This is a genomic window from Chryseobacterium sp. FR054 (genome assembly GCF_056844565.1).
In genome coordinates this window covers 19,055-43,827 of record NZ_JBXDSA010000009.1, presented here as the reverse complement: position 1 = coordinate 43,827, position 24,773 = coordinate 19,055, and the positions used below count along the sequence as shown (strand labels likewise).

The following is a 24,773-nucleotide window of genomic DNA, read 5'->3' as shown; positions in this document are numbered from 1 at the left end:
CTATAGTTTTAATTCTGATATATTTGTTTTATTGCCTATCTACTGATAAAAATATAAATTAATTTCCAACCTGCAAAAAATTTTATTATACAGAGCATATTAAGGAAAGATGAACTGAAAAAGGATCATCTGTCTGATCTAGTTGAGCTTTCTGTTGATCACCCTGTCCATATAATCCTGATACCATGCCATTGCGGTCTTTTTCCCGGTTTCTATTTCCGGGCTGTTTATTTTTCCCATCAGGTTTTTCTCAAATCCCAGGTCTGCTTTGCCGTACACTCCTATAATTTCTTTTCCGTTGAAACGGTACATATAGTTCCCGATGATGAACTGTTCTGTGCTTCCGTCTGAGTTTACCACAAGTGAAGGATACTGTTTATCGCTCACCAGGCTTCTTCCCCAGCTTCTGATCCGTTTGTTGTATCCGATAAGATCGGCCAGCGTAGGATAAATATCAATTTGCTGTGCGGTTTCCATATTCACTCCTTTAAGATTGTATTTCGGATTGGGAGAATAGAAGATCAGCGGAACGGCGAAACGGTTCATGGCTTTTTCATATTCACCATAAGCAATCTGATTGGTATGGTCTCCTGTGAAAACAAAAATGGTATTCCGGAACCACGGCTGTTTTTTGGCGGTTTCAAAGTATTCTTTGATGGCATAATCCGTGTACTGTATCGGCTCATGCATTTCTATGGTTCCTTTTCTGAATTTCCCCTGGTATTTTTCAGGAATTTTGAACGGATGGTGTGATGAAGCGGTGAACACCGTACTCATGAAAGGCTGTTTTTTTCCTACATTTTTAGCAAAATACTGAAGGAACGGCTCATCCCAGATTGCCCACATTCCGTCGAAATCTTCATCATGGTTATATTCATTCTTTCCGAAATAGTGCTTAAATCCTAAGATATTTCCAAATCCGAGGAATCCCATAGAACCGTTCGGGGCACCGTGATAAAAAGAAGTGTCGTACCCAAGATCGTTACACACCGAAACAATAGACTGAATTTTCTGATTGGAATACGGTGAACTGGTAAAAGCATCGGTAAGGCTCGGAATTCCGGCCAGCACACTGCTCATCCCGTGGATAGACTGTCTTCCGTTGGCAAAAGTATTGGGGAAAATAAGGCTTTGCCCGGCCAGACTGTCAATAAACGGAGTATAAGAAACATAGCCGTTTATGTTTTTATCTTTATTGAAAGCTCCGGAATATTCCCTTCCAAAGGATTCTACTATAAAAATGACAATATTGGGGCGGCTTTCCACTTCCCTGCTGTATTCTTTATAAGGCTGAACATGGTCATCAATATATTTCGCGTCTACAAAATGAACTTCTTTGAAATTATTGGTTCCTAATGTCCTGAAAAACGAGAAAGTACTGTTCAGAACAATATTTCCCTGCAGCGGATTGACTACAAACCGGTTCGCGTCTACCAGGTTAATAGGTCTTGTACTGTGTTTGAAGTCTCCACGGATTCCGCCAACCACCAGAACAGCTGTTCCGCAGAGAACAAGAACGGACCAGATAAAGTAAGGAACGAGCTTTAAAGGCTTGTGTTCTGTAATCTTCACTTTTTTATAAAGGAACACCCAAAGTGCCATCAGTACGATAAACCATAGGAGAACAAACGGATGCTGTCCGATGGAAACCATAAATATTTTAAAGATATTGGATTCATGCTGGGCGACGTTCAGTGCGGTGGAAGTTAATCTTGCCTGCGAGAATTTATAGTAGACAAAGTCGCCGAAATTCATGGCATAGGCAATTCCGTTGGTGATGAAGTACAGCCAGAACAGAACAGCCTGATAGGCTTTCCTGGTATTGATCACTACCGGGAAAAGGCTCAGCAGGATGAACAGTGCATTCACGTACAAAATCGCTGTGGTATCAAAGGCGGTTCCGTGGAAGGCCAGGTTGAAATAATCTGAAACGGAATCCACTTTTATAAGTTCTTTATTGAAATACCAGAACAAAAGTCTGGCAATCTGATAAAAAACATATGCCAGGAAAATCCGGTACAGAAGGACCAGAATTTCCTGTTTTCTAAATTCTTTAAAAAATTTCATGCGGCAAATTTACATCAAAATCACATGAATGTATTTTTTCCCTGATAATATTTCAGGATAAAATTTGGAAAAACTGTATTTTTGCTGATATGAATTTCATAAAAAACAACCTTGCCAATTTACTGACCCTTGCCAATCTGATGGCCGGCTGTGTAGGGGCGATCCATCTTATTCTGGGAGATTATCAGACGACTGCCATCTGCCTGATCCTTTCCTCTATCTTTGATTTCTTTGATGGATTTGTAGCCAGAGCTGTAAAATCGAACTCCAATCTGGGTCTTCAGCTGGACTCTCTTGCAGATATGGTGAGCTTCGGTTTGATTCCCGGGCTTACTATGTATAAAATATTGGAACCTTATGGAAGTATTTTCTTAGGAATTCATTTACCTTTTGAAATAAAATATTTCGGTTTATTGATTACCCTTTTCTCTTGTTTAAGATTGGCAATCTTTAATCTCGATGAGGATCAGAAATATTATTTCAAAGGATTGAATACTCCTTCCAATACAGTATTGATATTTGGATTGTATTACAGTATGAATTTATTGAGAGAAGGAACCGAAAATCCTTTGGGAAGTCTTTCAATAAAAGTTAATTTAGGTCCTGAAATATGGGTTCTTTTCACCATATTATCAAGCTGGCTTCTAATTAGTCCAATAAAGATGATTGCTATGAAGTTTAAATCTAAGGCATTAAAAGACAACTATCCAAAAGTAGTATTACTGGTAGGTGGAATTGCTATTCTTGCTATCTTCCAGATCGTGGGAATTCCGATGCTGGTTATCTATTATATATTGGTATCCCTCATTTTCCAAAGACAATTAAAATAGAAAACAGAAGGTAAAATACTTTTGATTTCACATAAATATATTTCCAACTATTATTGATTAACATGAACTTAAAACTCCATAAACCGCTTTGTATTTTTGATCTTGAAACAACAGGAACCAACATCGGAAAGGACAGAATCGTGGAAATCTGCATCTTAAAAGTAAATCCTGATGCTTCCAGGGAAAGCAAAACCTGGCGTGTAAATCCGGAAATGCCTATTCCCAGAGAATCCAGCGAGATTCACGGAATTTATGATGAAGATGTAAAGGATGCCCCTACCTTCAGAGAAATCGCTCCTAAAATTATGGAGATGCTTTCAGGAACTGATTTAGGTGGCTTTAACTCCAACCGTTTTGATGTTCCTCTGCTGGCAGAAGAGCTTTTAAGGGTAGGCATCGACTTTGATCTGAGTAAATTCAGACTGGTAGACGCGCAAACCATTTTCCATAAAAAAGAACCGAGAAACCTGGGAGCTGCCTACCAGTTTTACTGTGGCAAGACGCTTGAAAACGCCCACTCGGCAGAAGCTGATGTGATGGCAACTTTTGAGGTACTGGATGCCCAGGTGGGAAAATATGATGATATTCCGAATGAAATTGCTCCGTTAAGTGAGTTTACATTCCATAATAAGAATGCGGACCTGGCAGGATTTATCGGGTACAATGAGAAAATGGTGGAGGTTTTCAATTTCGGAAAATATAAAGGACAGGGCGTGAAGGCGGTGTTCCAGAAGGACCTCGGATATTTCGGGTGGCTTCAGAACGCGGATTTCCCTCTGTATACCAAAAAGGTTTTTACCAAGATTCAGTTATCCGGTAAGTTTTAAAAGCCGGAAAGTATTATTTAAACCGTTAAGATCAGTTCAGTTGTTCAAAAATCAAAGATTTTATCAACTGAATGTTTTAAACTGAAGTATAAAATTTAAATAAGTTCATCCAATGTCAGATCTCGTCCGTTTTAAATTCTATGAAACCGCTCTGGAAGCCAACAGGGATCAACAGATCCTTGCTGAAAACGGGGTAAACAGCTTTATAGCCAATGAGCAGCTTATTCAGTCGGACTGGCTGTTATCCCAGGCTGTAGGAGGTATCCAGCTTCAGGTATTTGAAGAAGATCTTGAAAAAGCAGCGCAAATTCTGCAGGATTATAAAGATAACGAAGCATTTGCACTGGAAGCGGAACATACGATTGCTCACCCTGAGTTTGATTTTGTATGCCCCCAATGCGGTTCCAATCATATTTACAGGGACGACAGGGCAACCAGCTTCTTCGGCATCTCTATCCTGAAAAGCCAGAAGTTTGTCTGCTACCATTGCGGTAATGAGTTTATGCACTGATGAAGAGCTGAAAAAATTGTATGTGACCATTAAAATAAAAAATTATGAAAATTATCTGTATAGGAAGAAATTACAGCGAACATGCAAAGGAACTGGGAAATGAAATTCCTGAAAAACCGGTTATTTTCATGAAACCCGATACTGCTGTCCTGAAGGGAAATGATTTTTATATTCCCGAATTTTCAGAAGACGTTCATTATGAACTGGAGGTGGTCCTGAAAGTATCAAAAGGCGGCAAATATATCCAGAAAGAAACGGCTCATAAACATTATGAAGAGATCAGCCTCGGAATAGATTTTACGGCAAGAGATCTTCAGACCGAGCTCAAATCCAAAGGACTTCCGTGGGAACTGGCCAAAGGTTTTGACGGATCTGCCGTGGTGGGAAATTTTTTCAAAAAGGAAAATTTTGATCTCAACAACCTTGAATTTTCTTTATTACAGAACAAAAATAAAGTTCAGGACGGCAATACCAGAGACATGATGTTCGGTTTTGACGATATTATTGCTTTTGTATCACAGTATTTTACCTTAAGAGTGGGCGACCTTATCTTTACCGGAACCCCAAAAGGAGTTGGAAAAGTAAATGAAAATGATATTCTGGAAGCCTATCTGAAAGATGATAAAATTCTTGATATCCGAATATTATAAGTTATTTAACATAAATTCCGGCAATTTTTCCCTATCTTTAGGTAACAAAATGAAAGGTCATGATAAATATTGTATTACCCGTAGATTTTGGGGATAAAACAGAACAGCTTGTAGATGGTGCCGTAAAATTTGCAAAACAGCTGAACGGCAGAATTTTCCTTATTCACGTAGCACCTTCCGATATTGGTTTTGCCATTGGTGATATGGGCTATCAGTATTTTCCTGAGGTGGAACAGAACGAGATCCGGGAAGAGCTTGTACAGCTGAACAAAATAGAACAGCGCATCATTGCCCATGATATAGACTGCGAACATCTGCTGAAACAGGGGCTTGCCAAAGAAACCATTCTGGAATACGCAAAAGCAAAAAATGCAGATTATATTGTGATGGGATCACATGGCAGAAGCGGAATCTATGATGTATTTGTGGGAAGCCTTACCAAAGGACTTACTAAAGACTCTCCCGTTCCGGTACTGGTACTTCCTATCCATGACTAAAAAGAATCAATTTTAACCGTTAATAAAAAAACCGATCAGAACCATGTTCCAATCGGTTTTTTACTATATAACCAATTAATTAACCTTCTTTTTTGTAGATATTCGGATCGTAGTAAGGATGCTTACCTTCCGTTGGAGAATAGTAGTCTTTATCTTTATCGCCGCCCAGTTTTGCAACCAGAACATAGCACCAATAAGTGAACAGTACACAGCAAACGATAAATAGAATCCAGTTCAGAACATTTCCAAATGTATCATAAAAACCGAAAGACCATTTGAAAACTTTACTTAAGAATAACCAGAAAGACGTCATTATTTTCCTTTTTTAAATTAACTTTGTACAAATTTATAAAAAATGTTTAAATTACTTTCAAAAGAAAGCAATATTTTTTCAATTCCCGTTTATATTGGTTGTCTTCTTTTAGTAGTCTTAATATTTAACATACTGAATTTCAACACTTACGAAGCAATTATTGCCGGAATTACTTTTCTGGGAATTGCTTTAGGATATTTCTGTTTTCACAGTATTGCCCTGAATTACCAGACCCATCTGCCTTTGTTTTTATATACTTTTTTTATTTTCGGGCTGTATCCCGGGAATCTGGATATCGGTATTGCCGTTTCACTGCTTACCAACTCCTTTCTTCTTCTCCTTCTCACCAGTACAGATGAAGACATCAGAAAGAAATCCTATGTTCTGGTAGGAGCTATTGTAGCGCTGAATTTTATATTCCTTCCGACGACCTGGCCAATGGCTGTTTTTGTGATCATCCACGTGATTGCCACCTCCCAGAGAATTGCACTGAACCTTTTCAGGTTTCTCCTGGGAATTGTCCTGATCGCATTCAGCTATTTTTCCATCATGTTCTTCTTCCGCTTTACTTCATGGAATATTGATTATTTCCCGTTCGGGAAAATGAAACCCATGACCGATTATACCAAGCTGTTTCCGCTGATCCCTGTTGCTCTGATGCTGGTATATGCCGTATATGACCATTTTAACAACTATAACAAAAAAAGCCCGATAAGCCGGTACAAATATACTTTCCTGCTGGTTTTTTCCGTGGCACAGCTGGTCACTATTATTCTGTATATGAATAAAAGCTATGAATATCTTCTGCTGCTGGCATTCCCGTCCAGCATCATCCTGAGCAGAATGATGAGATTTTTACCTAAGTACTGGATGCAGGAAGTGAGCCTGTGGCTGATTATCATCAGTCTCATTACTTTCAAAGCAGGTACGTATTTTGATTTATTTTAAAGATTATGATTCAGATAGACGATAAATTGATTTCCGAGGATATTTTTTCCGAAGAATTTGTTTGCAACCTTACGAAATGTAAAGGTGCATGCTGTGTGGAAGGAGATGTAGGAGCTCCGCTGGACAAAGATGAGCTTGAAATTTTAGACAGCATCTTTGACAAGATCAAGCCTTATCTTACCCGGGAAGGCATCAAAGCCCTTGAAGAACAGGGCACATGGACTACTGATCCTATGGATGGAATGTATGTTACCCCAATGGTGGAAGACCGCGAATGTGCTTATGTAACTTTTGATGAAAAAGGAATCACGAAATGCGGGATTGAAAAAGCGTATGAAGACGGAGCCGTAGACTGGCAGAAGCCTATTTCCTGCCACCTCTACCCGATCCGCATCACAGAATATTCCACTTTTACGGCACTCAACTACCACGAATGGAATGTATGCAGCGATGCCTGTACGCTTGGAAAAGAACTTCAGGTTCCGGTTTATAAATTTCTGAAAACTCCGCTTACCCGGAAGTATGGTGAAGCGTTTTATGAAGTTTTAAGCGAAGCCGCCGATGAATGGAAAAAAGAATATGGCTCATAAAGCAAAAAACCGCAGACTGATCTGCGGTTTTTTTATGGTTTATAAAAGCTGTTAATTAGCAGCTCCTGCTTTTACAGTTGCTGTTTCCACTTTTTTAGCTTCTTCTTTTTTAGCATTTTCCCATCCGTCTTCCGGCATCAGGGTTGCTGTAATTCTTCCTTTGGTAAGATATTTTTTAGCTACATCCTGAAGGTCTTTTACGGTAAGGGCTTTTACTTTGTCCTGATAATTCAGGATATCATATCTGTCGCTTCCATCCAGCTGATTTCTGGACAGGGAATTCAGCCAGTACGAATTATCCTTCAGCTCGGTTTTGTTATCGTTATACTCTCCTTCTTTGTATTTGTCGAGATCTTTTTGCTCAGGGCCTTTGTCTATCAGTTTCTGAAGTTCTGCAATGGCACTTTTCGTTAGCTTTTCGGCATTTTCAGGTCCGCAAGGGAAGTTGATGCTGAAATTATAAGTACCGTATGGAATCTTATTCATTCCTCCTCTGGCACCTCCGCCGTAGATACCGCTTTCATCTTCTCTTAGTTTCTCGATCACTTTGATGGTTGCCACTTCTCCAAGAGCAGACAGTGCCAGAGCTTCTTTTTCATTATAAGGCGCTTCTCCACTGTAAGAGATGGTTACCATACTCTTAGGATCTTTTCCTTTTTTGTATACTTTGGTAAAATCCCCGGTCATCTGTCTGTAACCTGTATCTTTGAACGACACTGTTTTTCCGGTAGACGGAAGGCTTGCAATATACTGAAGGACTTCATTTTTGAATTTAGCTTCATCAATATTTCCTACGAAATAGAACTGGAAATTTCCGGCATTGGCAAATTTTTCCTTGTAGATATCGTATGCTTTTTTATAGTCTGTATTGGCCCAGTCTTTTTCCATCGGAACCACTCCTATGAATCTAGGGTTTTTCTGGTTCATGAATTTAGCATGCTCGCTGGAGAAATAGAATTGTGGATTAGACAGAAGGTTATTCAGCATAGCAGACTGTTTTTCCTTATAGGCGTTGAATGCAGCCGGATTGAAATTCAGATCTGTAAAATACGCATACATCAGCTCCATTGCTGTTCCCAGATCTTTTTGTGAAGATCTTCCTGAGATTCCTTCAAAAAGAGGAGTGATCATAGGGTTTACGCTGGCCTGTTTTCCTGCAAGATAATTGGTAAGATCTGCTTTGGAAAGCCCTCCTACTCCCGCTTCGGATAATGCTGAGAAAGCAAACTGCGTCTTATTGAAATCGGCATCAGGGATCAAAGAACTTCCTCCTAAACTTCTTGCAGAGAATACAATTTCATCATCCTTGAAGTCTGTTTTCTTGAAGGTCACTTTAGCCCCGTTGCTTAACGTCCAGGTAGTTGTTCCCAGTTTTGCATCGGTTTCCGTTTTAGCGATCTTCCCTTCAGATTTGAATGGTTTTACCAGGTTTTTGATCGCTGCTTTTTCTTCGTAAGGCTTCAGATCAGCCATCTTTACGGCTTCAAAAGTATTCAGGACCATAGCTTCGGTAGGCATGGTTACATTATCTTTTTTAGGACCTGTCATTACGATTACCCTGCTGTCGTCCTTTACCATTTTCTTGATCACGTCGTTGGTTTGCGCAAGAGTAACTGAAGGAAGGAATGATTTGGTATCTTCATATTCCCAGGCAATTCCCGGCATAGGCTCCTGCTCCAGGAAGTTTCTTACATATTCGTCTACCAGCATATCGCTTTCCGTTTTGTCACGGTTGTTGTAAGATCTTTCAAGATTGGATAAAACCTGTGCTTTGGCACGGTCAAGCTCTGTTTGTGTAAACCCGAACCTTTTTGCTCTTTCCACTTCTTCCAGCAATACTTTCAGTGCGTTAAGCTGGTTTCCTTCTTTCACCATAGCGAATCCCTGGAAAGCTTCTTTAGTTCTCGCATAAGTTCCTCCATGATATACGGAACCGAATGTGAACGGCGGGTTATTGGAGTTGATAAGCTCTCTTAACCTGTTGTTCAGCATGGTAGTGGAAAGATTTTCTATGATGCTTTGGTTGTATTGCTGAATGGTAACATCCGGCTTATAGGCTTCAGCATCTTTCATGATGAACTGTACCATAGAGCTGGTTGCATCAGGATCTGTTTCAATGGCTACCAGAGTTTCTTTGTGGTTAGGAAGGTCAAATACCTTTCTTTCTCTCGGTTTGGAAGGATTTTTATATTTGCTAAAATTCTCTTTTACTTTCTTTTCCACCTCATCTACATTGATGTCTCCCACTACTACAATCGCCATAAGATCCGGTCTGTACCAATCCTGGTGGAATTTTCTGATCACGTCCGGTTTAAAGTTCTCCAGGACTTCTTTTTTACCGATCGGCAGCCGGTCTGCATACTGGGATTTGTATAAAAGCTTGGGAAGGTATTTGTCTGACATTCTTTTGTCAGCACCTAATCCCAATCTCAGTTCTTCCAATACCACTCCTCTTTCTTTGTTGATCTGCTCATCGGAAAGTGTGGCATTAAATGCCCAGTCTTCCATTACTTTCAGACCTGCATCCAGATTTCCGGGTTTATCCAAAGGAACAGGAAGCATGTATACGGTTTCGTCAAAACTGGTGTAAGCATTAAGGTGCTGCCCGAATTTCACCCCGATAGACTGCAGAAAGTCTACCAGTTTATTATCCGGAAAATTTTTGGTTCCGTTGAAGTTCATGTGCTCCATAAAGTGAGCCAGACCTCTCTGATTTTCATCTTCCAGAATAGATCCTGCATTGATGGCCAGACGGAAATCTACTTTCTTTTCAGGTAATGTGTTTTTTTTGATGTAGTACTTCATTCCGTTGGAAAGGGTACCGATTCTTACAGAAGGATCCACAGGGATATTCTGTGCGAAAACATTTGAGGACATCAGAACGACTACCGCAAATGACGATAAAATTCTCTTCATATAATTTGATTTTATTTTCGCACTAAAAGTATCAATTATTCACCACGTGAAGAAACGTTAAAATCAGGATTATAGTTAAATTTGAGTTAAAATTAAAAATACAGCAAAAAAGCCGGAAAACATCCGGCTTTATCGTTATAAAAATTCATTTTTTATTTGAATTCGCTATCACTGATTACTGGATTAATCGTGATTTTAGTCGTTTTAATGGTTACTTTCTGCCCGTTTCCTTCAAACTCTACATCGGAAGGGAATTTCATTCCTTCAACAGTCATATAGTTTTTCACAGTCATGCCTGCCTGCTCGGACCCTGCTTTATACAGAAGCCCCGTAGCCGCATCAAAATAAGATTTTCCTTTATCGGAAGTCAGAACGTTATAATCTTTCCCATCCAGTTTTTCTGTTGAAGCAGATTTAAAATCGGCTTCTTCAAATGCCAGTGCTTCAACAGGAACCTGTTTTTTTAAATCGGCAATCTGATCGGCAGGGATATCTATTTTCTGTCCCATCTGATCCATATAGCCTTTCTCACCGTCGAAAACCTGGGTAATGGTCTGACCCATTACAGACTGTACAGACTTGAATTTATTTCCGGATTTCTGAGTGGTCATCGTAATATCCATTCCCTGGGTATTCATTGTATTTTCGACGATCATAGATTTTACGGATTCCAGTTTATTTTTTCCGCCTAAAGCGTTGAAATATTTATCCAGAACGTCTTTAGTGGTTAACTGTGATTTGGCAGCTTCTTTCTTGGCTGGAGCTGCACCTTTCTTCTGAGCCGCTGCCGGAACCGAAAAAAGGACGGCACAGAAAAACGGAATGATAATTTTTTTCATAATAATGATAATAAGTTTAAAGTGTAAATATATGAATATTGGGGAAAATAAAATCAAGAAAAGAAATTGCCGGAAAAGCTGAATATTAGTACATTCTTTATGGATCGGAGTTGGTGGAGGTTATGATGCTGTATAAGTATCTTAATAAATATGGAATTTGATTAACTGACTTTAACAGAGATTTACCTTATTCAAATAAAAAAACCGCCATAAAGGCGGTTTTGAAATATTTATATCAGGAAATATTATTTCTTAAGTTCTTCAAGAAATTCATCGTGAGAGATTACAGTTTCTTTTTTACCTGCTTTCTCAAGGATAACGTCTTTCAGTTTAGCCATAGCTACTTCAGAAGAAAGCTGTCTTACCTGCTCCTGGTCTTTCAGCATTTCAACAGCGTATTTCTGGATCTCTTCATCACCTAAGTGATGGATTCCGTAGATCGCCAACTGGTTTTTCACCATCTGCTCAGCCTGTGCCAATACATCAGCATATTCTAACTGGATCTCGTTATCAGTCATCAGTTTACCTTCAATGATCTGATATTTCAACTGGTTTTTCTCTGCTTCAAGAATTTCTTTCGCCTGCTCTTCAGACTGGATGTTCTGGTTAGAGAACTGTAACCATTTTACAAGGAAAGTTTCAGGAAGTTTCACTTCTTCTTTCTCTGTAACCTGCTCCAATACTTTGTTCACAAAATGAACATCTGCATTCTGCTGGAAGTATTCATCCAATTCAGATTTTACTTTTTCTTTAAGTTCTTCTTCAGACTTGATGTTTCCTTCTCCGTATACTTTATCGAAAAGATCCTGGTTAAGTTCAGCAAGGTTCAATGAATAGAAATCTTTTACCGTTACTTCCACTTCAGCGTGGTGTAAGTGTTCTACCTCTTCTTTGCTGAATCCTAATTCTTTAGCTAATTCTTCGTCACCTGCAAGCGTTTCTTTCGTTACTTTTACAGATCCGTCCATTTTCAATCCTTTTACCAGTTTGAAAGCTTCTTTGTTTTCAGCAGTAATGGTAACGTTTTTCGGATGGTGGTGGTGCTCTCCTTCAGCATCTTCCTCCACTACCTGAGCAACTTCTAAAGCAATATAAGAATCTTTAGTGATCTTATCCTGAGGAACCTGCTCTGCAAAACGCTTCTGCATGTTCTCGATGCTCTTGTTGATTTCTTTTTCAGAAGCCTCTACTTTGTAGTGAGGAGCTTCGTATGACGCTAAATCTATAGTGAATTCAGGCTCATATCCAACTTCAAAAGCAACTTCCAGCTGATCAGCATTGTAATCGAATTCGTTTACTGGCTGAGGAACAGGCTGGCCAACTAGTCTCAATTTATTTTCGTTAACGTAGTTGTTCAAAGCATCAGAAACCTGTTTGTTGATTTCTTCAAATGCAACACCTGCTTCATATTGTTTTCTAACCATACTTAAAGGCACTTTCCCTTTTCTGAAACCAGGAACTTGCGCATTTTTAGCATAATTAATCAATTGCTTTTCTACTCTTTCTTTGTAGTCAGATTTTTCCAATGTTACGGTAAGTAAAGCACTTACGTCATCATGGTTTTGTGCGGTAACCTTCATTATTGATTAAAATTTTAGGTTGCAAAAATATGAAATTTTTATGAAAATAACTCATTAATAATAAATTCTTAACGGTCAAATATTTATAAATAAAAAACCGCTGAAAAATTCAGCGGTAATCACTTTGATATGAAGTTGTTTATATTAATGAATATCAATTAAGGCATCAACATCACTTTCCCCTCCTACCACGCTTCCGAGCTGGTTATCGGATGAAGGGGAGTTTTCGTTCACAGAAGTAGGGGCATGGATGAGCTTGATGTTGGCTTTTCCGTTTGTTGTAGTACTTACCACTGTCCATTCGGTCTTAAGGCCCAATCTCTTGCCATCGGTTCTTACGATATCGTCTGCTGCTCTTTTCACTCTAACGTCGGCTCCTGCAAAATTAAAAATGATAAAATGCTCGTCTTTTTCTTCCAGGATCTCGTCGTTGGCACTGTGATAATGATCGTCATGTTTCACCTGGAAATCAAGCTCCACCGTATATACATCTCCAGCATGGGCATGAATATGGGCATCTGCCACTCCTCCGATATAATTGATGGTCTGGATATCTGCGGCATCATTTTTATTCGTCAGTTTTACCACCAGTTTTTCGATCTCTTCATGTTCATGGATATCCTCCGGAATATTGTCATTATCATCATTTCTACATGAAAACAGAAGAACTGCGGCGAAAAGTATAAGTGTTATATTGAATATTTTTTTCATTTTGATTTAAATTTTAAGTATTAATACATTTAGAAATTGTATTTCAGAGTAACCACGAAGTTTCTTCCGGGTTCATACATTACTAATCTTAACCTGTTAAGATATTCTTTGTAAAGTGCATTCGTAATGTTGTTTATTCTGAAATTCAGGTTAAAGTTTTTGAAAATATCTGCCCCTACCGATGCATTGAATGCAACATATCCCGGAGGTGGAGTACTCATATCGATGGTCTTTGTTATCAGTTCTCCGTTTTCTATAAAGGTGATATCAGGATTTCTTACCGGAAAACGTTTCTGACGGGCTACGATATCATTTTCCAGGGTGATATAAAAGTTGGAAGGTTTGCTGAGTTTAAACGCTACACTGTTCCTTACTTTAGTCGGCATCATCAGGATAAGAGGCTCATCATTCGTCAGATCATTACCTCTTAATGTGCTGAATGCGGATTTCAGGCTCAGATTATCAAGAATACCAAGTTCCGCTTCTGCATCCAGACCGTACATTCTGGCTTTAATCTGCTGATACGTCCATATCGGGAAAACCCCTCTGTTGGTAGACTGTATCCCGGTAGGTACCTGATTGATGAAACTGTCGGAATACATAAAATAAGGGCTGGCCTCAATATGCAGGCCTTTCAGTACATCGAACCGGGCAGCCAGAGAAAGATTCACGTTATAAGCTGTTTCTTTTTTTATAGACAGATCTCCTTTTTCCATTACCGCTGCAGAGTGATGAAGCCCGTCTGCAAATAATTCCGCAGGGTTTGGCGTTCTTTCTGCTCTGGAAGCATTCAGTTTCACTTCAACATTATGGACCGGGGTATAGTTTAATCCGATATTGGCTGAAAAATTATGATAATCCAGGATTGGGCGGGTCAGAATTCTGCTGTCATTTTTCTGCACAAAAAACTGTGGAAAAAGAGCTGCATATTTGCTTTCCCATTCGGAAGCATCATAATATTTATAGGCATCATATCTGCTGAAATCATAGCGTACAGCAGCTTCTGCATTCAGTTTCCCGTTGAATCTGTATTTGAATACGGAAAAAGCTCCTGCATCATAGCGGTAATAGTCAGGAATCAGACGTCTCGCTTTGGTAGCCGGATTTGGATAATTATCCTGGTAACCGGCAGAAATTCCGCTTTCCAGGCTCCATGCGGAACGTTCAAGAAGGTGGGTTAAAGCCGCCGTATGGGTAATCAGCCTCAGATCCATTGAAGGAAGAGCATTCAGCTCCCCTCTCCTGATATCAAATTCCTTCCTTCTGTTCAGCTGAAAACTGTACTGGAAAGTCAGTTTCCCGAAATCTGCAAAACGTTTGTAGGCCATTACTTTTCCTATATGATGCTCAACTTCCTGTTTCGGGCTGTTGATATCATAGCTGAAATCATTATAAAAATAGGACTGCCCCAGGTTTACAGCATTATAATAATCAATAGGGCCTCCAAGGTGGGCACCTTTATAAATTCCGAATTCCTGGTTGATTCCGCTGTAAGCGACTTCAAATCCCTGCATGAAACTCTGCTTTCCGAAAGAGAAGTTAAAAGAATTAATTTCCATTCCGGTATTCTGCAGGGTATGATGCGGAATATACTGATCACCCAGCTTTTTGTAGCTTCCTCCGGTTTTTACAAACCAGTCGTTTTTCCATGATTTCAATGCATTTACGGCCAGTTCTCCGCCTCTTCCGTTGGAAATTCCCGACAGTTTTATATTTCCCATCAGAGTATCTTTCTTCGGCAGCGGTGCGGGTTCCAGAATGATGGTTCCCCCGATTCCTTCGCTTCCGTATTTCAGAGCCGATGCTCCTTTAACGACATCGATGTGCTCAAAATCATTGACATCTACATTGGGAGCATGCTCCACGCCCCACTCCTGTTCCGCCATTTTCACCCCACCGTTCAGGATAGAAATACGGCTTCCGTAAAGTCCGCGGATCACAGGTTTTGAAATATTGTTTCCTGTTTTCAATGCGGTAACCCCTGACAGCCTTGAAAGTAAATTCCCTAAGTTTTCGGTTGAATTTCTTTCAATTTCAGTTTTATCCAACGTTTTCATAATCACAGAGGCCTTCTTTTTATGGCTTCCGTGCAGGGTGATGGTTTCGATATCACCGGAATGGTGTTCTAAAGTAACCGTCAGGCTAAGATCCCGGTCAACTCCTATATTTTCAGTATAATCATTGCAATCGGGATGTTTAGCAATGAGTGTATACTTTCCCGCAGGAATCTTATGGAGAATAAACTTACCTTCCGCATTGGTTTTCGCTGTGAATTCCCCGATTTTCACCACGGCATTTTCCAGCATGGTTTTATCGTGAAAATCCTGAACGGTTCCTTCTACGGTGTAAGTTTTTTGTGCACTTGTAAGCGCCAGTCCGCAAAAGACCAGCAGCAGGCTATATATCAATTTCATTGTAATAGACAGATTGCGTACCTTTTCAGGTACATTTTTTCGTAAAAATTAAATGAATGGGTTTATTTGCCGGGATGTATAGTGTACAATGCATAATGCACCCTGAAAATCTAAGATAAAACACAGAATAACAAACTATTATATTGTTTTGAGACAACAGAATAGGTTTCACTCCAATCCAAAAATTTACCTCTTACATGTCAGATTATGAACATTAAGCACTGAACGTTAAAACATGACGTTTTAAACCCAAAAAAGAATCTATGAATTATGAAATTGCGGGAGGACCCCGAAGCTGAAAAGTGAACTTGGTCTGGGACCATATTTTTTCCTGAACATCAATTATCAGCTCTACCTGCTGTGTATAGTGCTCAAAGGTAAAACTGAATTCTTCAGGAACCAAAGTATGCCCTGTTGCCAGGAAATGACAGGCAAGACAGTCGCCTGCCTTTTCTTTTTCAGAAGATTTCGCCATCGTATTTTCCGTTTTTTTAAGATTGAACCCCTTAAAATAGTCTACGGAATCATGATGGTGAAAACTTTGGGACAACAGCGCAATGAAGTATATCCCAAACAATAGCTTGGCGATAAAACTTTTCATATTTCTGCTTTCCTTAAAAACCATCCGTCAAAATTATAAAAATAATTTAATTTTTAAATTAAACTTGCATTAAAAATAGATTAAACTGCTCTTATCAATCAGTATAGAAAATATATTTTTTGTTACACCATAGCAGGATTAAATAATTCATCCCGGGTTAATACACTGATTGAAAAGCCTTTGAAAAGGTAAAGATTTTATTTATCACCATAAGGCATGGAGAATAAGATAAGCAAAGGCATATACAAAAGATAAATGAGAGCGTAAACTCAGCAAAGTCATACAGGTTCTGTAAAACTCTGATGCGTGTACACCCTCATTTTTTATTTTGAAAAGTTTTCCGGCTCTTCCTGATTATAAAATCAATCCAGCTGAGAACCCAAATATTCCCATTCCTGTAAAGCCAGTTCCAGCTCTTCTTTTGTTTTATTATATTTTTCCAGTGTTTCGTCCGAAGGATTTTCCTGGGCAAAAGAAGCTTCCATTTTTTCAATTTCGGTTTCCAGTTCTGAAATTTTTTCTTCTACTTTTTTCAGCTTGTTCTGGATATTCTTCTGCTCTTTGCTTACGATAACTGCTGACTGACTGTTGGAAACAACCGGTTTTTCTTCTGCTTTTTTAGCTTCCGGCTTTACTTCTTCACTGTGAAGTTTTGCCTTCTCTGCAGAAATCTCCCTGATGCTCTCCTTCTGTCTGTATTCAAGGTATTCGTCGATATTTCCTAAGAATTCTTTCATTTTCCCGTCACGGAATTCGAAGATCTTGTCACACAGCCCCTGCAGGAATTCCCTGTCGTGCGAGATCACGATCAGTGTTCCTTCAAATTTCTGAAGTGCCAGTTTAATGATCTCTTTAGACTGAATATCAAGGTGGTTGGTAGGTTCGTCCATAATCAAGGTATTGAAAGGACGTAAAAGCAGTTTACAAAGGGCCAGACGGTTTCTTTCCCCTCCGGAAAGCACTTTGGTCTTTTTCGTTACGGCTTCTCCCTGGAAAAGGAAAGATCCTAAAAGGTCTCTTACTCTCGGTCTGGTCTCTTCTGTTGCCGCATCTTCCGCCTCTTCTAAAACGGTTTTATTCGGGGTAAGAACTTCTTCCTGATTCTGCGCAAAGTAACCGATGTTTACATTATGTCCTAAATTCCAGGTTCCTGAATAATCTTTGATATCTCCGGCCAGAATTTTGGCCAGGGTTGTTTTTCCCTGTCCGTTCTGTCCCAAAAGAGCGATTCTGTCTCCTCTCTGCACGAAAAAGTCTACATCATCAAAAACAGTTTTGTTTCCGTAGGATTTTCCGAGATTTTCGGCTTCGAATATAACTTTCCCCGGAACTACCGACTGTACGAAACGGATATTGAATTTGGAAACGTCTTCATTATCCACTTCAATACGCTCTATTTTGTCCAGCTTTTTGATAAGGGACTGGGCAAATGATGCTTTGGTAGCACTTGCGCGGAACTTGTTGATGTTATCTTCCATCTGCTTGATCTCCGCATCCTGGTTCTTTTTAGCCTGAATCAGTTTTTCGCGGCGTTCTTCACGCATCACAAGATATTTGGAATAGTTGGCTTTATAATCGTCAACTTTTTTATTATTGATATCGAATGTCCTGTTGCACACGGCAGTCATAAACTGTTTATCGTGGCTAACGAGAACGATTGCTCCCGGATAGTCTTTCAGGAAGTTCTCCAGCCAGATGATGGATTCCATATCCAGGTGGTTGGTAGGCTCATCGAGAAGCATGATGTCATTTTTCTGAAGCAGCAGTTTGGCCAGTTCAATTCTCATTCTCCACCCTCCTGAAAACTCATCGGTAATTTTCTGAAAATCATCTGCTTTGAATCCTAAACCGAACAATACTTTTTCCATATCTCCTTCCAGATTGTAGGCATCATGATTCATCAGCAGGTCGTTCAGCTCGGTCATTTTATTGATCAGATCCGTGTAAGAATCACTTTCATAATCAGTTCTCACCGTCATCTGATGATTGACCTCTTCAAGCTCCTCTTTCCAGGCATTGATCTGCTCGAAAGCCTGCATGGTTTCGTTCCATACTGTTCTTCCTTTCACAAAATCCAGATCCTGTTTCAGGAAGCCTATGGTAACATTTCCTTCCGGAACTACATTTCCTTCGTAAAAATTGATTTCTCCGGAAAGCATTTTAAGCAGCGTGGATTTTCCCGCTCCGTTCTTTCCAACCAATCCCACTTTATCATCTTTTTTGATGGTAAAATTGACATTTTGAAACAGATAATTTCCTGAATGATGTAATCCTAAACCTTGAACCGAAAGCATTTCTTTTAATTAATAATTAGTAATGAATAATGAATTTTCGGGTGCAAAAGTACGGAAAAAGAAATGAATAGGCCAGAAATAAAAATGCAGGAAGACAGAGGGAGACGGAAGAAGGAGGCAGAAAGTTCCTTTCAGTGACAGATACTGAAAGCCCATGCAGGATCAGGAATCCTGCGGAGCTGCATCTGTTCATCATAAAATTCCTTTTTAATAACTGTCCTCTTCCAGTCTTCTGTTTTCTCTCTCTGTATGATCGGTCTTCAGCGTAATGGTACGGCTCCAGATATCGTTGTTGGGAATATTGGCTCCGTAGAGAAAATCGGGGATAAAGCTGTCTTCGGGAAGGTGAAGCTCGGTAATAATCTTTGTATCTTTTTCATAATCCAGAGAACTGCTGCCGGGTACGTTGAGCCCGTTATTAATGAGTTCTGCACGAATATCTTCCGCGGATCTTTGTAACACTTCACCGCTGTACAGTCCGAAATTGGCTGAAATATGGGTATATTCCGCAAAACGGCTATAATCATATACAGGTTTAAGCTCCGGCTGCATATTTTTTATATAGGCTGTCATTCGGTTATAAAAACCGGCAAGAAAGGGGTGTTTTTCTTCATCGGTTTCCCAATCATATTTTTTAAGATCTGAACTGAAGATCTCCGGTACTGCCCTGTTGGTTTCTTCCAGCATTAATTTTCCATATATTTTCGAAAGGCCGTTATAGACTTTCTCTCGGGAAACGTAAGCCTGTGCGAGAACGGCTCCTTTTTCGATCCGGAATCCTGAAAGCAGCGAATCCCATATTTTATTTCCTTCTCCGTCCGTTTTTGCATTCCGAATATCTGATACGTAATTTTCCAGATCGCCGGTATTGAGAAAGTCCGTAGAAATATAGACGGACTCAGGACCTTCCAGATATCCTCCTCCCACATCTGCGTGAGCACCGGGAACAAATATTTCTTTCCATACGGAGTTCCATGTTTCAGTTTTTGTATCCTGCATTCTTCCGGAAGTCTCAAAAAAACCGGTAAGCGGAAAAAAGTACCTGCATTCATTCACGGCACACAGGTGAAGAGCGTTCTCTGTTTCTTCGGGTAAACGGGTGTTGTATGTATTGAAAGGTTTGGATTCTACGGTATCAAAAACACCCAGGAATTTTATTTTCACAGATCCAGAAGGATACTGCTGCAGAATCCGGTGAGTGAAATGTCTGGCCAGCATACTTCCTCTGCTGAAACCGTAGATATAAAAATGATATATTTTATTGGTATTGATGCTCTGTTCTGCAAAATCAAAGGCTTTCTGAAGTTTGTCATCTGAAGAGTATCCGCTCTCTCCGGGAGGATTGCTGCAGGTAGCCATTGCAAAATTACGGTCTTCCCCGCCGTTTAATGTTCCTATTCCTTCAATGTATAATTTGCAGTTTCCGTTAAATAAGCTGAAAAGTCTGTAAATATTGGTTACTTCTCCCTGGTAGCTTTCATTATTCTTCTCCGGCATATGTACCGAAGTGGCATTGAATCCGTTGTTTCCTGTTCCGTCAAAAAAAATTCCGACTGATATTATTCCATCGTTGTTCATCATTGTGTTTCTCTGTTGTAATTGATTTTTACCGGTGTATCTTAATGGAGACTAACCATTTACATCCGGCACTAAACTAACAGCACCAAATTAACGAAAGACAGCAGAATCATACAAGCGTGAAAACACCAAATAAAAAATTCCGTATTTCTACGGAATCATATTTTTTCAAGGGTATAAATATTATTGACGATGGCATAGATGACGATACCCACTGTATTTTTGGCCCCGATCTTCTCGAGGATCCTCTGTCTGTGGCTTTCTACCGTTCTGGGACTGATAAACAGTTTTTCGCCGATCTCATTATTGGTATATTCCTGGCAGATGAGTTTTACCACATCTTTTTCTCTTTCGGAGAGTTCATCCTCCATTTCGAAAAGAGATTTTTTCTTTGCAGAGCTGTTCATATAGGCAAACAGCATCTGATGATCTTCAGCAGTAAAGAAAACTCCGTTTTTATATACCATTGTAATGGCATCGATAAATGTTTTCCGGTCTGAATTTTTAGGAAGGAATGCGGAAACCCCCAGCTTCACCATATATCCTAAAATAGAGGTTTTATAATGAGAGGAAAGGATGATGATCTTCAGCTCGGGGTATTTTTCCTTTAAAATTTCTACCAGCTCAAAGCCGTTCATCGGCTGCATCTGCACGTCTACAAGGGCAATATCGGGGAAGTTTTCACTGGAAATATCTTCCAGTTTTTCAATAAATTCCGGGCCGTTATTGGAAGTCAGTGATACGGAGATGTTTTTTTCATTCGACAGCAGCATTTTTACTCCTTCCAGGATCAGCTGTTCGTCATCAATCAGTGCTATTTTGATTTGCGGGTTCATGGTTTGTGGGAATTTTAATAATTAAACGGCTTCCTTTTTTCGGGGTACTTTTCCATTTATGGACAGCATTCATTGATTTTACGCGGGATTCTATATTTTTGATTCCCATTCCTTTTTTTACCAGGTCATAATCAAACCCCTGCCCGTTATCTGATATAACGACTGCCATATGCAGAGGATAGTCTTTGATATAAATCCAGAGGTCTGTTGCCTGGGAGTGCCTGATTACATTGGTTGTAAATTCCTGGATAATCCTGTACAGCTGCACTTCTGTAAAGATATCTTTCTTCCTGTATCCGGGCATTACCTGCAGGGAAATATTCACTTTATGAGAAAGGTTGGCAATCAGCTCTTCCACATATAAAACCAATCCCACCGATTCAAGGTTTACCGGATATAATGAGTGTGAGATACTCCTTGCCGCATCAATCAGTGATGACATCTGGCCGTAAATATTTTTTTTGATCACTTCATCACCTTTGGTATCCAGGTTATTCAGCCATAATGATAAGATATTAAGTCTGTTTCCGATGTCATCATGAATCATTACAGCTATTCTTTTTCTTTCTTCTTCCTGGGCTTTAATGTTTTCGAGCACCAGACTTTTCTGGTGAAGAACCTCTGCTTCATGCTGGGCATTTTTTTCTTTGATAATCCGGCTGATGAAAGAGCGGTATGCCAGGAGTATAAAGGATACTATAACTGTTATGGTAACAATTATAAGAACCAAAAGACTGATATTTAAAGTTACTTCTTTAATTTGACAAATGTGTATATAAATGAACAATATAGGATACTCAGCAGAATATTATTAATGCTCAGCATAAAATAAAAATCATCATCAGAAAGATGGGCAAGCTGATGCTGAATAATAAAAAAAAATACCGAAACGGAATAATAGAAGAAAATGCTGGCATCTACCAAAAGAAAGCGGTTCTGCAAAGAAACTCCTCTGATCTCCCGGATCAGAATAAAACCTGAAAGACAGACAATGATGATATTAGAAACCACTTTTCCAATATCGCTGTTGGAAGGATAATCAAAAATATATTTTGCAGCCATAAAACCAATGGCCATTAATCCTGATAATCCGACAAAATACCTGGATACATCCAGTTTCCTGATGAAGAGGGTGCTCAGCAGAAAGAATTCTCCCGCAATATAAAACGGATAAATGAATGACGTATCATTCATTTTAAACACATAAGGCAGGATCAGGTTCAGCAGTTCAATAGAAAAAAGAAAAGCAATACAATGAAAATACTGCTTTTCTTTATGACTGAGTATACGGTATCTGGCTGCTCCCAAAATGATCACACAAAGAAGCAGGCCATAATTCAGGAATAAAATTGCTTTAAAAAAATCTGTCATTCCTTTTCCGTCCAGATATTTAAGATCCTATCTCCGGAATACGACATACCGGCGGACATGGTTTTGCCCAGTCGTATGTATTGGAGATTACTGTTGTTGTTCCTCCGTTCTGCAGGAGCTCATGGAAAGAAATAAAAATCAGTGTTACCAGCATTCTCTGGTAAACATCATTATACTTGAGTCCGAATGAACATACCATTTTGGTAACTTCAGGGATTGGATGGCAAAGATCTTCCATAGGAACGTAGAATCTTCTGAAGATTCTTGAACCTCCGAATTCCGAGCACTCGCGGTAAAACCATTCCATTCCTTCGTTTCTCCAGAGCTGAATAGCTTCCACGGCTTTATCCTGCTCAAAAACAGGAGCCTCCGATACCGGAAAATACATATCCGAATTGCTTCCTATCTGCTGCAGATCATTGGAAAGCACTGCATTTTTTACGATTTTAAATTCTCTGGTTTCCTGCAGAACAAGATCATATTTCTGAGGTTCAAGAGTCGCATACTGATACTCTTCCACCTCTTTGTTCATTTGTCCCTTTTCATTTAAAGGAACAAAGATCAGGACCAGGTTTCCTTCCACTACCCCCACTTCTGCACAGACATCTGTGTAGGTGTTGTAGTCTCTGATCTTATCGATCTGATTTTTAGTAAGTTTAAAAGTGTAATTGGTGTGGATCCACTCGGCGATGGAGTGATAATCAGAAATCCCGTTGCCCCATTGGGCAATTGCCAGGGCACATTCTTCTCTGTTCATAGTTGTGGCTTGTTTAGTTTGTATAAAAATATACAAACTAAACGTGCTGTGCAAATTATCACCTAAATTTGAATTTTAATTAATAATTCCGGACTGTAATATGATAGCAGCTCTGCTGTTTTTCCTTGATATAATAGATCCTGCCGGCATTTGCATAGTATTTCAGGACTTTTTCCAAAGCGGCTTCCATTTTAGGATTATACTTGAGTACGTTATTGAAACGGATGTAAGAAATGTCGAAAGAATTCCCGTAATTGTGCGAACTGATCCCTAGAGAGGCATTTGAATTCACTTTTCTCAGCCTGCACTGGTCTTCAAGGGTCCTTGTCATGGAAGAAACGGTAAAGGTATGTCCTTTGGTTTCCTTACTGAATCTGGAGGCAATTTTTTCCAGGGTTGTTTTGGCTTTGGGCAGCATAAATGCCCTGCTGTAATCCAGCTTCTGAATACGGTATCCTTTCCCTGTTTTTTTTACCGCATGGAATTTTCCGCTGCTGATGTACTTCTGTACGGTTTTAGAGTCTTGAAGCAGTTTAACCCCAAAACTTTTTGAGGCATCCAGGTGAGGTTTATAAAGAGGAGTGGGTTCCACTTTTAAAACCTGTGAAAAATCATAACAGGGTAGATTCTTTTTGGCGCCCTGAGAATAATAAAGGCTGTACATGAAAGGCACGAAGACCACACAAAAAAACTTTCTCATTAACCATGCTTTAAAATTACTAACGAAAGATAAACATTTATGTTATATCAATCAACCTGAAGCGGTATGCTCCTTCAGCAGAATCCCCAACAAACATTAAACCAAATTATTAAATCACTAATTTTTCGTTCTCCAATATTTGAAATATTTTTAAGAATTATCTTTTTATTTTGAGATTTAAATTCTACATTTGAGATGCATTTAAAAATAAACAACATGATAAAAAAACTTTTTGCTGAATTTTTCGGCACATTTTGGCTTGTTTTCGGAGGCTGTGGAAGTGCAGTTTTTGCAGCCGGGGTTCCCGATATCGGAATCGGTCTTTTAGGGGTTTCTCTGGCCTTTGGTCTTACGGTACTTACGATGGCTTATGCCGTGGGTCACATCTCGGGAGGTCATTTTAATCCGGCTGTTACTTTCGGGCTTATGGCAGGAGGGAGATTTTCTGCAAAAGACCTTATCCCTTATATCGTGGCGCAGTGTCTTGGAGCGCTTGTTGCTGCGGGATGTCTGTACGTTATCCTTAGTGGTTCCGGAGCAGTAGATTTTTCCAAACCCGGGGCTTTTGCTACCAATTTCTATGGAGAAGCGGTGTATAATGATAAGGCATTCAGTATGGGTGCAGCATTTCTTGCAGAATTTTTACTGACTGCATTTTTCCTGATCGTTATTATGGGAGCAACGGATAAATGGGCTAACGGTAAATTTGCCGGGATTGCCATTGGTCTTGCATTAACCCTGATTCATTTGATTTCAATTCCTATTACCAATACTTCTGTAAACCCTGCGAGATCTCTTTCACAGGCTGTTTTTGCAGGAGGGCTTGCCATGTCTCAGCTTTGGCTGTTCTGGGCAGCTCCTATTCTGGGAGGAATTGTAGGGGGACTGATCTATAAGTTCCTGCTTCAGAAAGATTCATCAGAAGTTAAAGCTTAACGGCATC

At 39.6% G+C, this 24,773-nt stretch carries 23 protein-coding genes; 8 read left to right on the top strand and 15 right to left on the bottom strand.

All coding sequences use genetic code 11. The annotated features are described in order from the left end of the window. Positions 1-138: 138 nt before the first annotated feature. Positions 139-2,067, bottom strand: coding sequence for an LTA synthase family protein (locus AC106S_RS23650; protein WP_482442423.1), 1,929 nt, complete (start codon positions 2,065-2,067; stop codon positions 139-141). 89 nt (positions 2,068-2,156) lie between these two features. On the opposite strand from AC106S_RS23650, the gene AC106S_RS23645 reads away from it, so the two are divergent. From AC106S_RS23645 to AC106S_RS23625, 5 genes are all read left to right on the top strand, one after another. Then, positions 2,157-2,897, top strand: coding sequence for a CDP-alcohol phosphatidyltransferase family protein (locus AC106S_RS23645; RefSeq protein ID WP_482442421.1), 741 nt, complete (start codon positions 2,157-2,159; stop codon positions 2,895-2,897). Positions 2,898-2,959: 62 nt separating this feature from the next. Beyond that, entirely contained in the window at positions 2,960-3,724 is a 765-nt protein-coding gene (locus tag AC106S_RS23640) for an exonuclease domain-containing protein (protein ID WP_482442419.1), read from the top strand. 112 nt (positions 3,725-3,836) lie between these two features. Next, positions 3,837-4,235 carry a putative signal transducing protein gene (locus AC106S_RS23635; protein ID WP_482442418.1) on the top strand — a complete coding sequence of 133 codons (399 nt, stop codon included), beginning with the start codon at positions 3,837-3,839 and terminating at the stop codon, positions 4,233-4,235. A gap of 44 nt (positions 4,236-4,279) precedes the next feature. Beyond that, entirely contained in the window at positions 4,280-4,885 is a 606-nt protein-coding gene (locus tag AC106S_RS23630) for a fumarylacetoacetate hydrolase family protein (RefSeq protein ID WP_482442416.1), read from the top strand. Between the two features lie 59 nt (positions 4,886-4,944). Continuing rightward, complete coding sequence (locus AC106S_RS23625; protein WP_482442414.1) at positions 4,945-5,382, top strand: universal stress protein; 438 nt, start codon at positions 4,945-4,947, stop codon at positions 5,380-5,382. Positions 5,383-5,461: 79 nt separating this feature from the next. On the opposite strand, the gene AC106S_RS23620 is transcribed toward AC106S_RS23625, so the two are convergent. Beyond that, complete coding sequence (locus AC106S_RS23620) at positions 5,462-5,695, bottom strand: DUF6341 family protein (protein WP_482442413.1); 234 nt, start codon at positions 5,693-5,695, stop codon at positions 5,462-5,464. Positions 5,696-5,737: 42 nt separating this feature from the next. Between AC106S_RS23620 and AC106S_RS23615 the strand changes: the two genes are divergently transcribed. Together AC106S_RS23615 and AC106S_RS23610 are read left to right on the top strand one after the other, a co-directional pair. After that, the gene (locus tag AC106S_RS23615; protein WP_482442412.1) at positions 5,738-6,643 is read left to right on the top strand and encodes a DUF6427 family protein; all 906 of its coding nucleotides are present in this window, start codon (positions 5,738-5,740) and stop codon (positions 6,641-6,643) included. A 5-nt stretch (positions 6,644-6,648) separates the two neighbouring features. After that, positions 6,649-7,233: a DUF3109 family protein gene (locus AC106S_RS23610; protein ID WP_482442411.1), complete on the top strand. Its 585-nt coding sequence runs from the start codon at positions 6,649-6,651 to the stop codon at positions 7,231-7,233. Positions 7,234-7,284: 51 nt separating this feature from the next. Here AC106S_RS23610 and AC106S_RS23605 read toward each other — a convergent pair whose 3' ends face one another. From AC106S_RS23605 to AC106S_RS23545, 13 genes are all read right to left on the bottom strand, one after another. Further along, complete coding sequence (locus AC106S_RS23605; RefSeq protein ID WP_482442409.1) at positions 7,285-10,149, bottom strand: M16 family metallopeptidase; 2,865 nt, start codon at positions 10,147-10,149, stop codon at positions 7,285-7,287. Between the two features lie 152 nt (positions 10,150-10,301). Next, positions 10,302-10,988: a hypothetical protein gene (locus tag AC106S_RS23600; RefSeq protein WP_482442408.1), complete on the bottom strand. Its 687-nt coding sequence runs from the start codon at positions 10,986-10,988 to the stop codon at positions 10,302-10,304. Positions 10,989-11,233: 245 nt separating this feature from the next. Continuing rightward, entirely contained in the window at positions 11,234-12,568 is a 1,335-nt protein-coding gene (locus AC106S_RS23595) for a trigger factor (protein WP_482442406.1), read from the bottom strand. Positions 12,569-12,712: 144 nt separating this feature from the next. After that, the gene (locus AC106S_RS23590; RefSeq protein ID WP_482442405.1) at positions 12,713-13,279 is read right to left on the bottom strand and encodes a hypothetical protein; all 567 of its coding nucleotides are present in this window, start codon (positions 13,277-13,279) and stop codon (positions 12,713-12,715) included. A 29-nt stretch (positions 13,280-13,308) separates the two neighbouring features. Next, a complete protein-coding gene (locus AC106S_RS23585; protein ID WP_482442403.1) occupies positions 13,309-15,693 on the bottom strand; it encodes a TonB-dependent receptor in 2,385 nt (794 codons plus the stop codon). A gap of 268 nt (positions 15,694-15,961) precedes the next feature. Next, entirely contained in the window at positions 15,962-16,294 is a 333-nt protein-coding gene (locus tag AC106S_RS23580) for a hypothetical protein (protein ID WP_482442402.1), read from the bottom strand. Positions 16,295-16,656: 362 nt separating this feature from the next. After that, a complete protein-coding gene (locus AC106S_RS23575) occupies positions 16,657-18,588 on the bottom strand; it encodes an ABC-F family ATP-binding cassette domain-containing protein (RefSeq protein WP_482442400.1) in 1,932 nt (643 codons plus the stop codon). A gap of 207 nt (positions 18,589-18,795) precedes the next feature. Beyond that, entirely contained in the window at positions 18,796-20,169 is a 1,374-nt protein-coding gene (locus AC106S_RS23570; RefSeq protein WP_482442398.1) for a T6SS phospholipase effector Tle1-like catalytic domain-containing protein, read from the bottom strand. Positions 20,170-20,324: 155 nt separating this feature from the next. Continuing rightward, entirely contained in the window at positions 20,325-21,002 is a 678-nt protein-coding gene (locus AC106S_RS23565) for a response regulator transcription factor (protein WP_482442396.1), read from the bottom strand. Next, positions 20,971-21,732: a sensor histidine kinase gene (locus AC106S_RS23560; protein WP_482442395.1), complete on the bottom strand. Its 762-nt coding sequence runs from the start codon at positions 21,730-21,732 to the stop codon at positions 20,971-20,973. The genes AC106S_RS23565 and AC106S_RS23560 overlap by 32 nt, the downstream gene beginning before the upstream one ends. Before the next feature lie 17 nt (positions 21,733-21,749). After that, a complete protein-coding gene (locus tag AC106S_RS23555) occupies positions 21,750-22,373 on the bottom strand; it encodes a hypothetical protein (RefSeq protein ID WP_482442393.1) in 624 nt (207 codons plus the stop codon). A 19-nt stretch (positions 22,374-22,392) separates the two neighbouring features. Beyond that, positions 22,393-23,130, bottom strand: coding sequence for a hypothetical protein (locus AC106S_RS23550; protein ID WP_482442391.1), 738 nt, complete (start codon positions 23,128-23,130; stop codon positions 22,393-22,395). 79 nt (positions 23,131-23,209) lie between these two features. Then, on the bottom strand, positions 23,210-23,830 hold the full coding sequence (locus AC106S_RS23545) for a DUF5715 family protein (protein ID WP_482442389.1): 621 nt from the start codon (positions 23,828-23,830) through the stop codon (positions 23,210-23,212). Positions 23,831-24,049: 219 nt separating this feature from the next. Between AC106S_RS23545 and aqpZ the strand changes: the two genes are divergently transcribed. After that, positions 24,050-24,766 carry an aquaporin Z gene (gene aqpZ, locus AC106S_RS23540; RefSeq protein WP_482442493.1) on the top strand — a complete coding sequence of 239 codons (717 nt, stop codon included), beginning with the start codon at positions 24,050-24,052 and terminating at the stop codon, positions 24,764-24,766. The last annotated feature ends 7 nt before the right edge of the window (positions 24,767-24,773 follow it).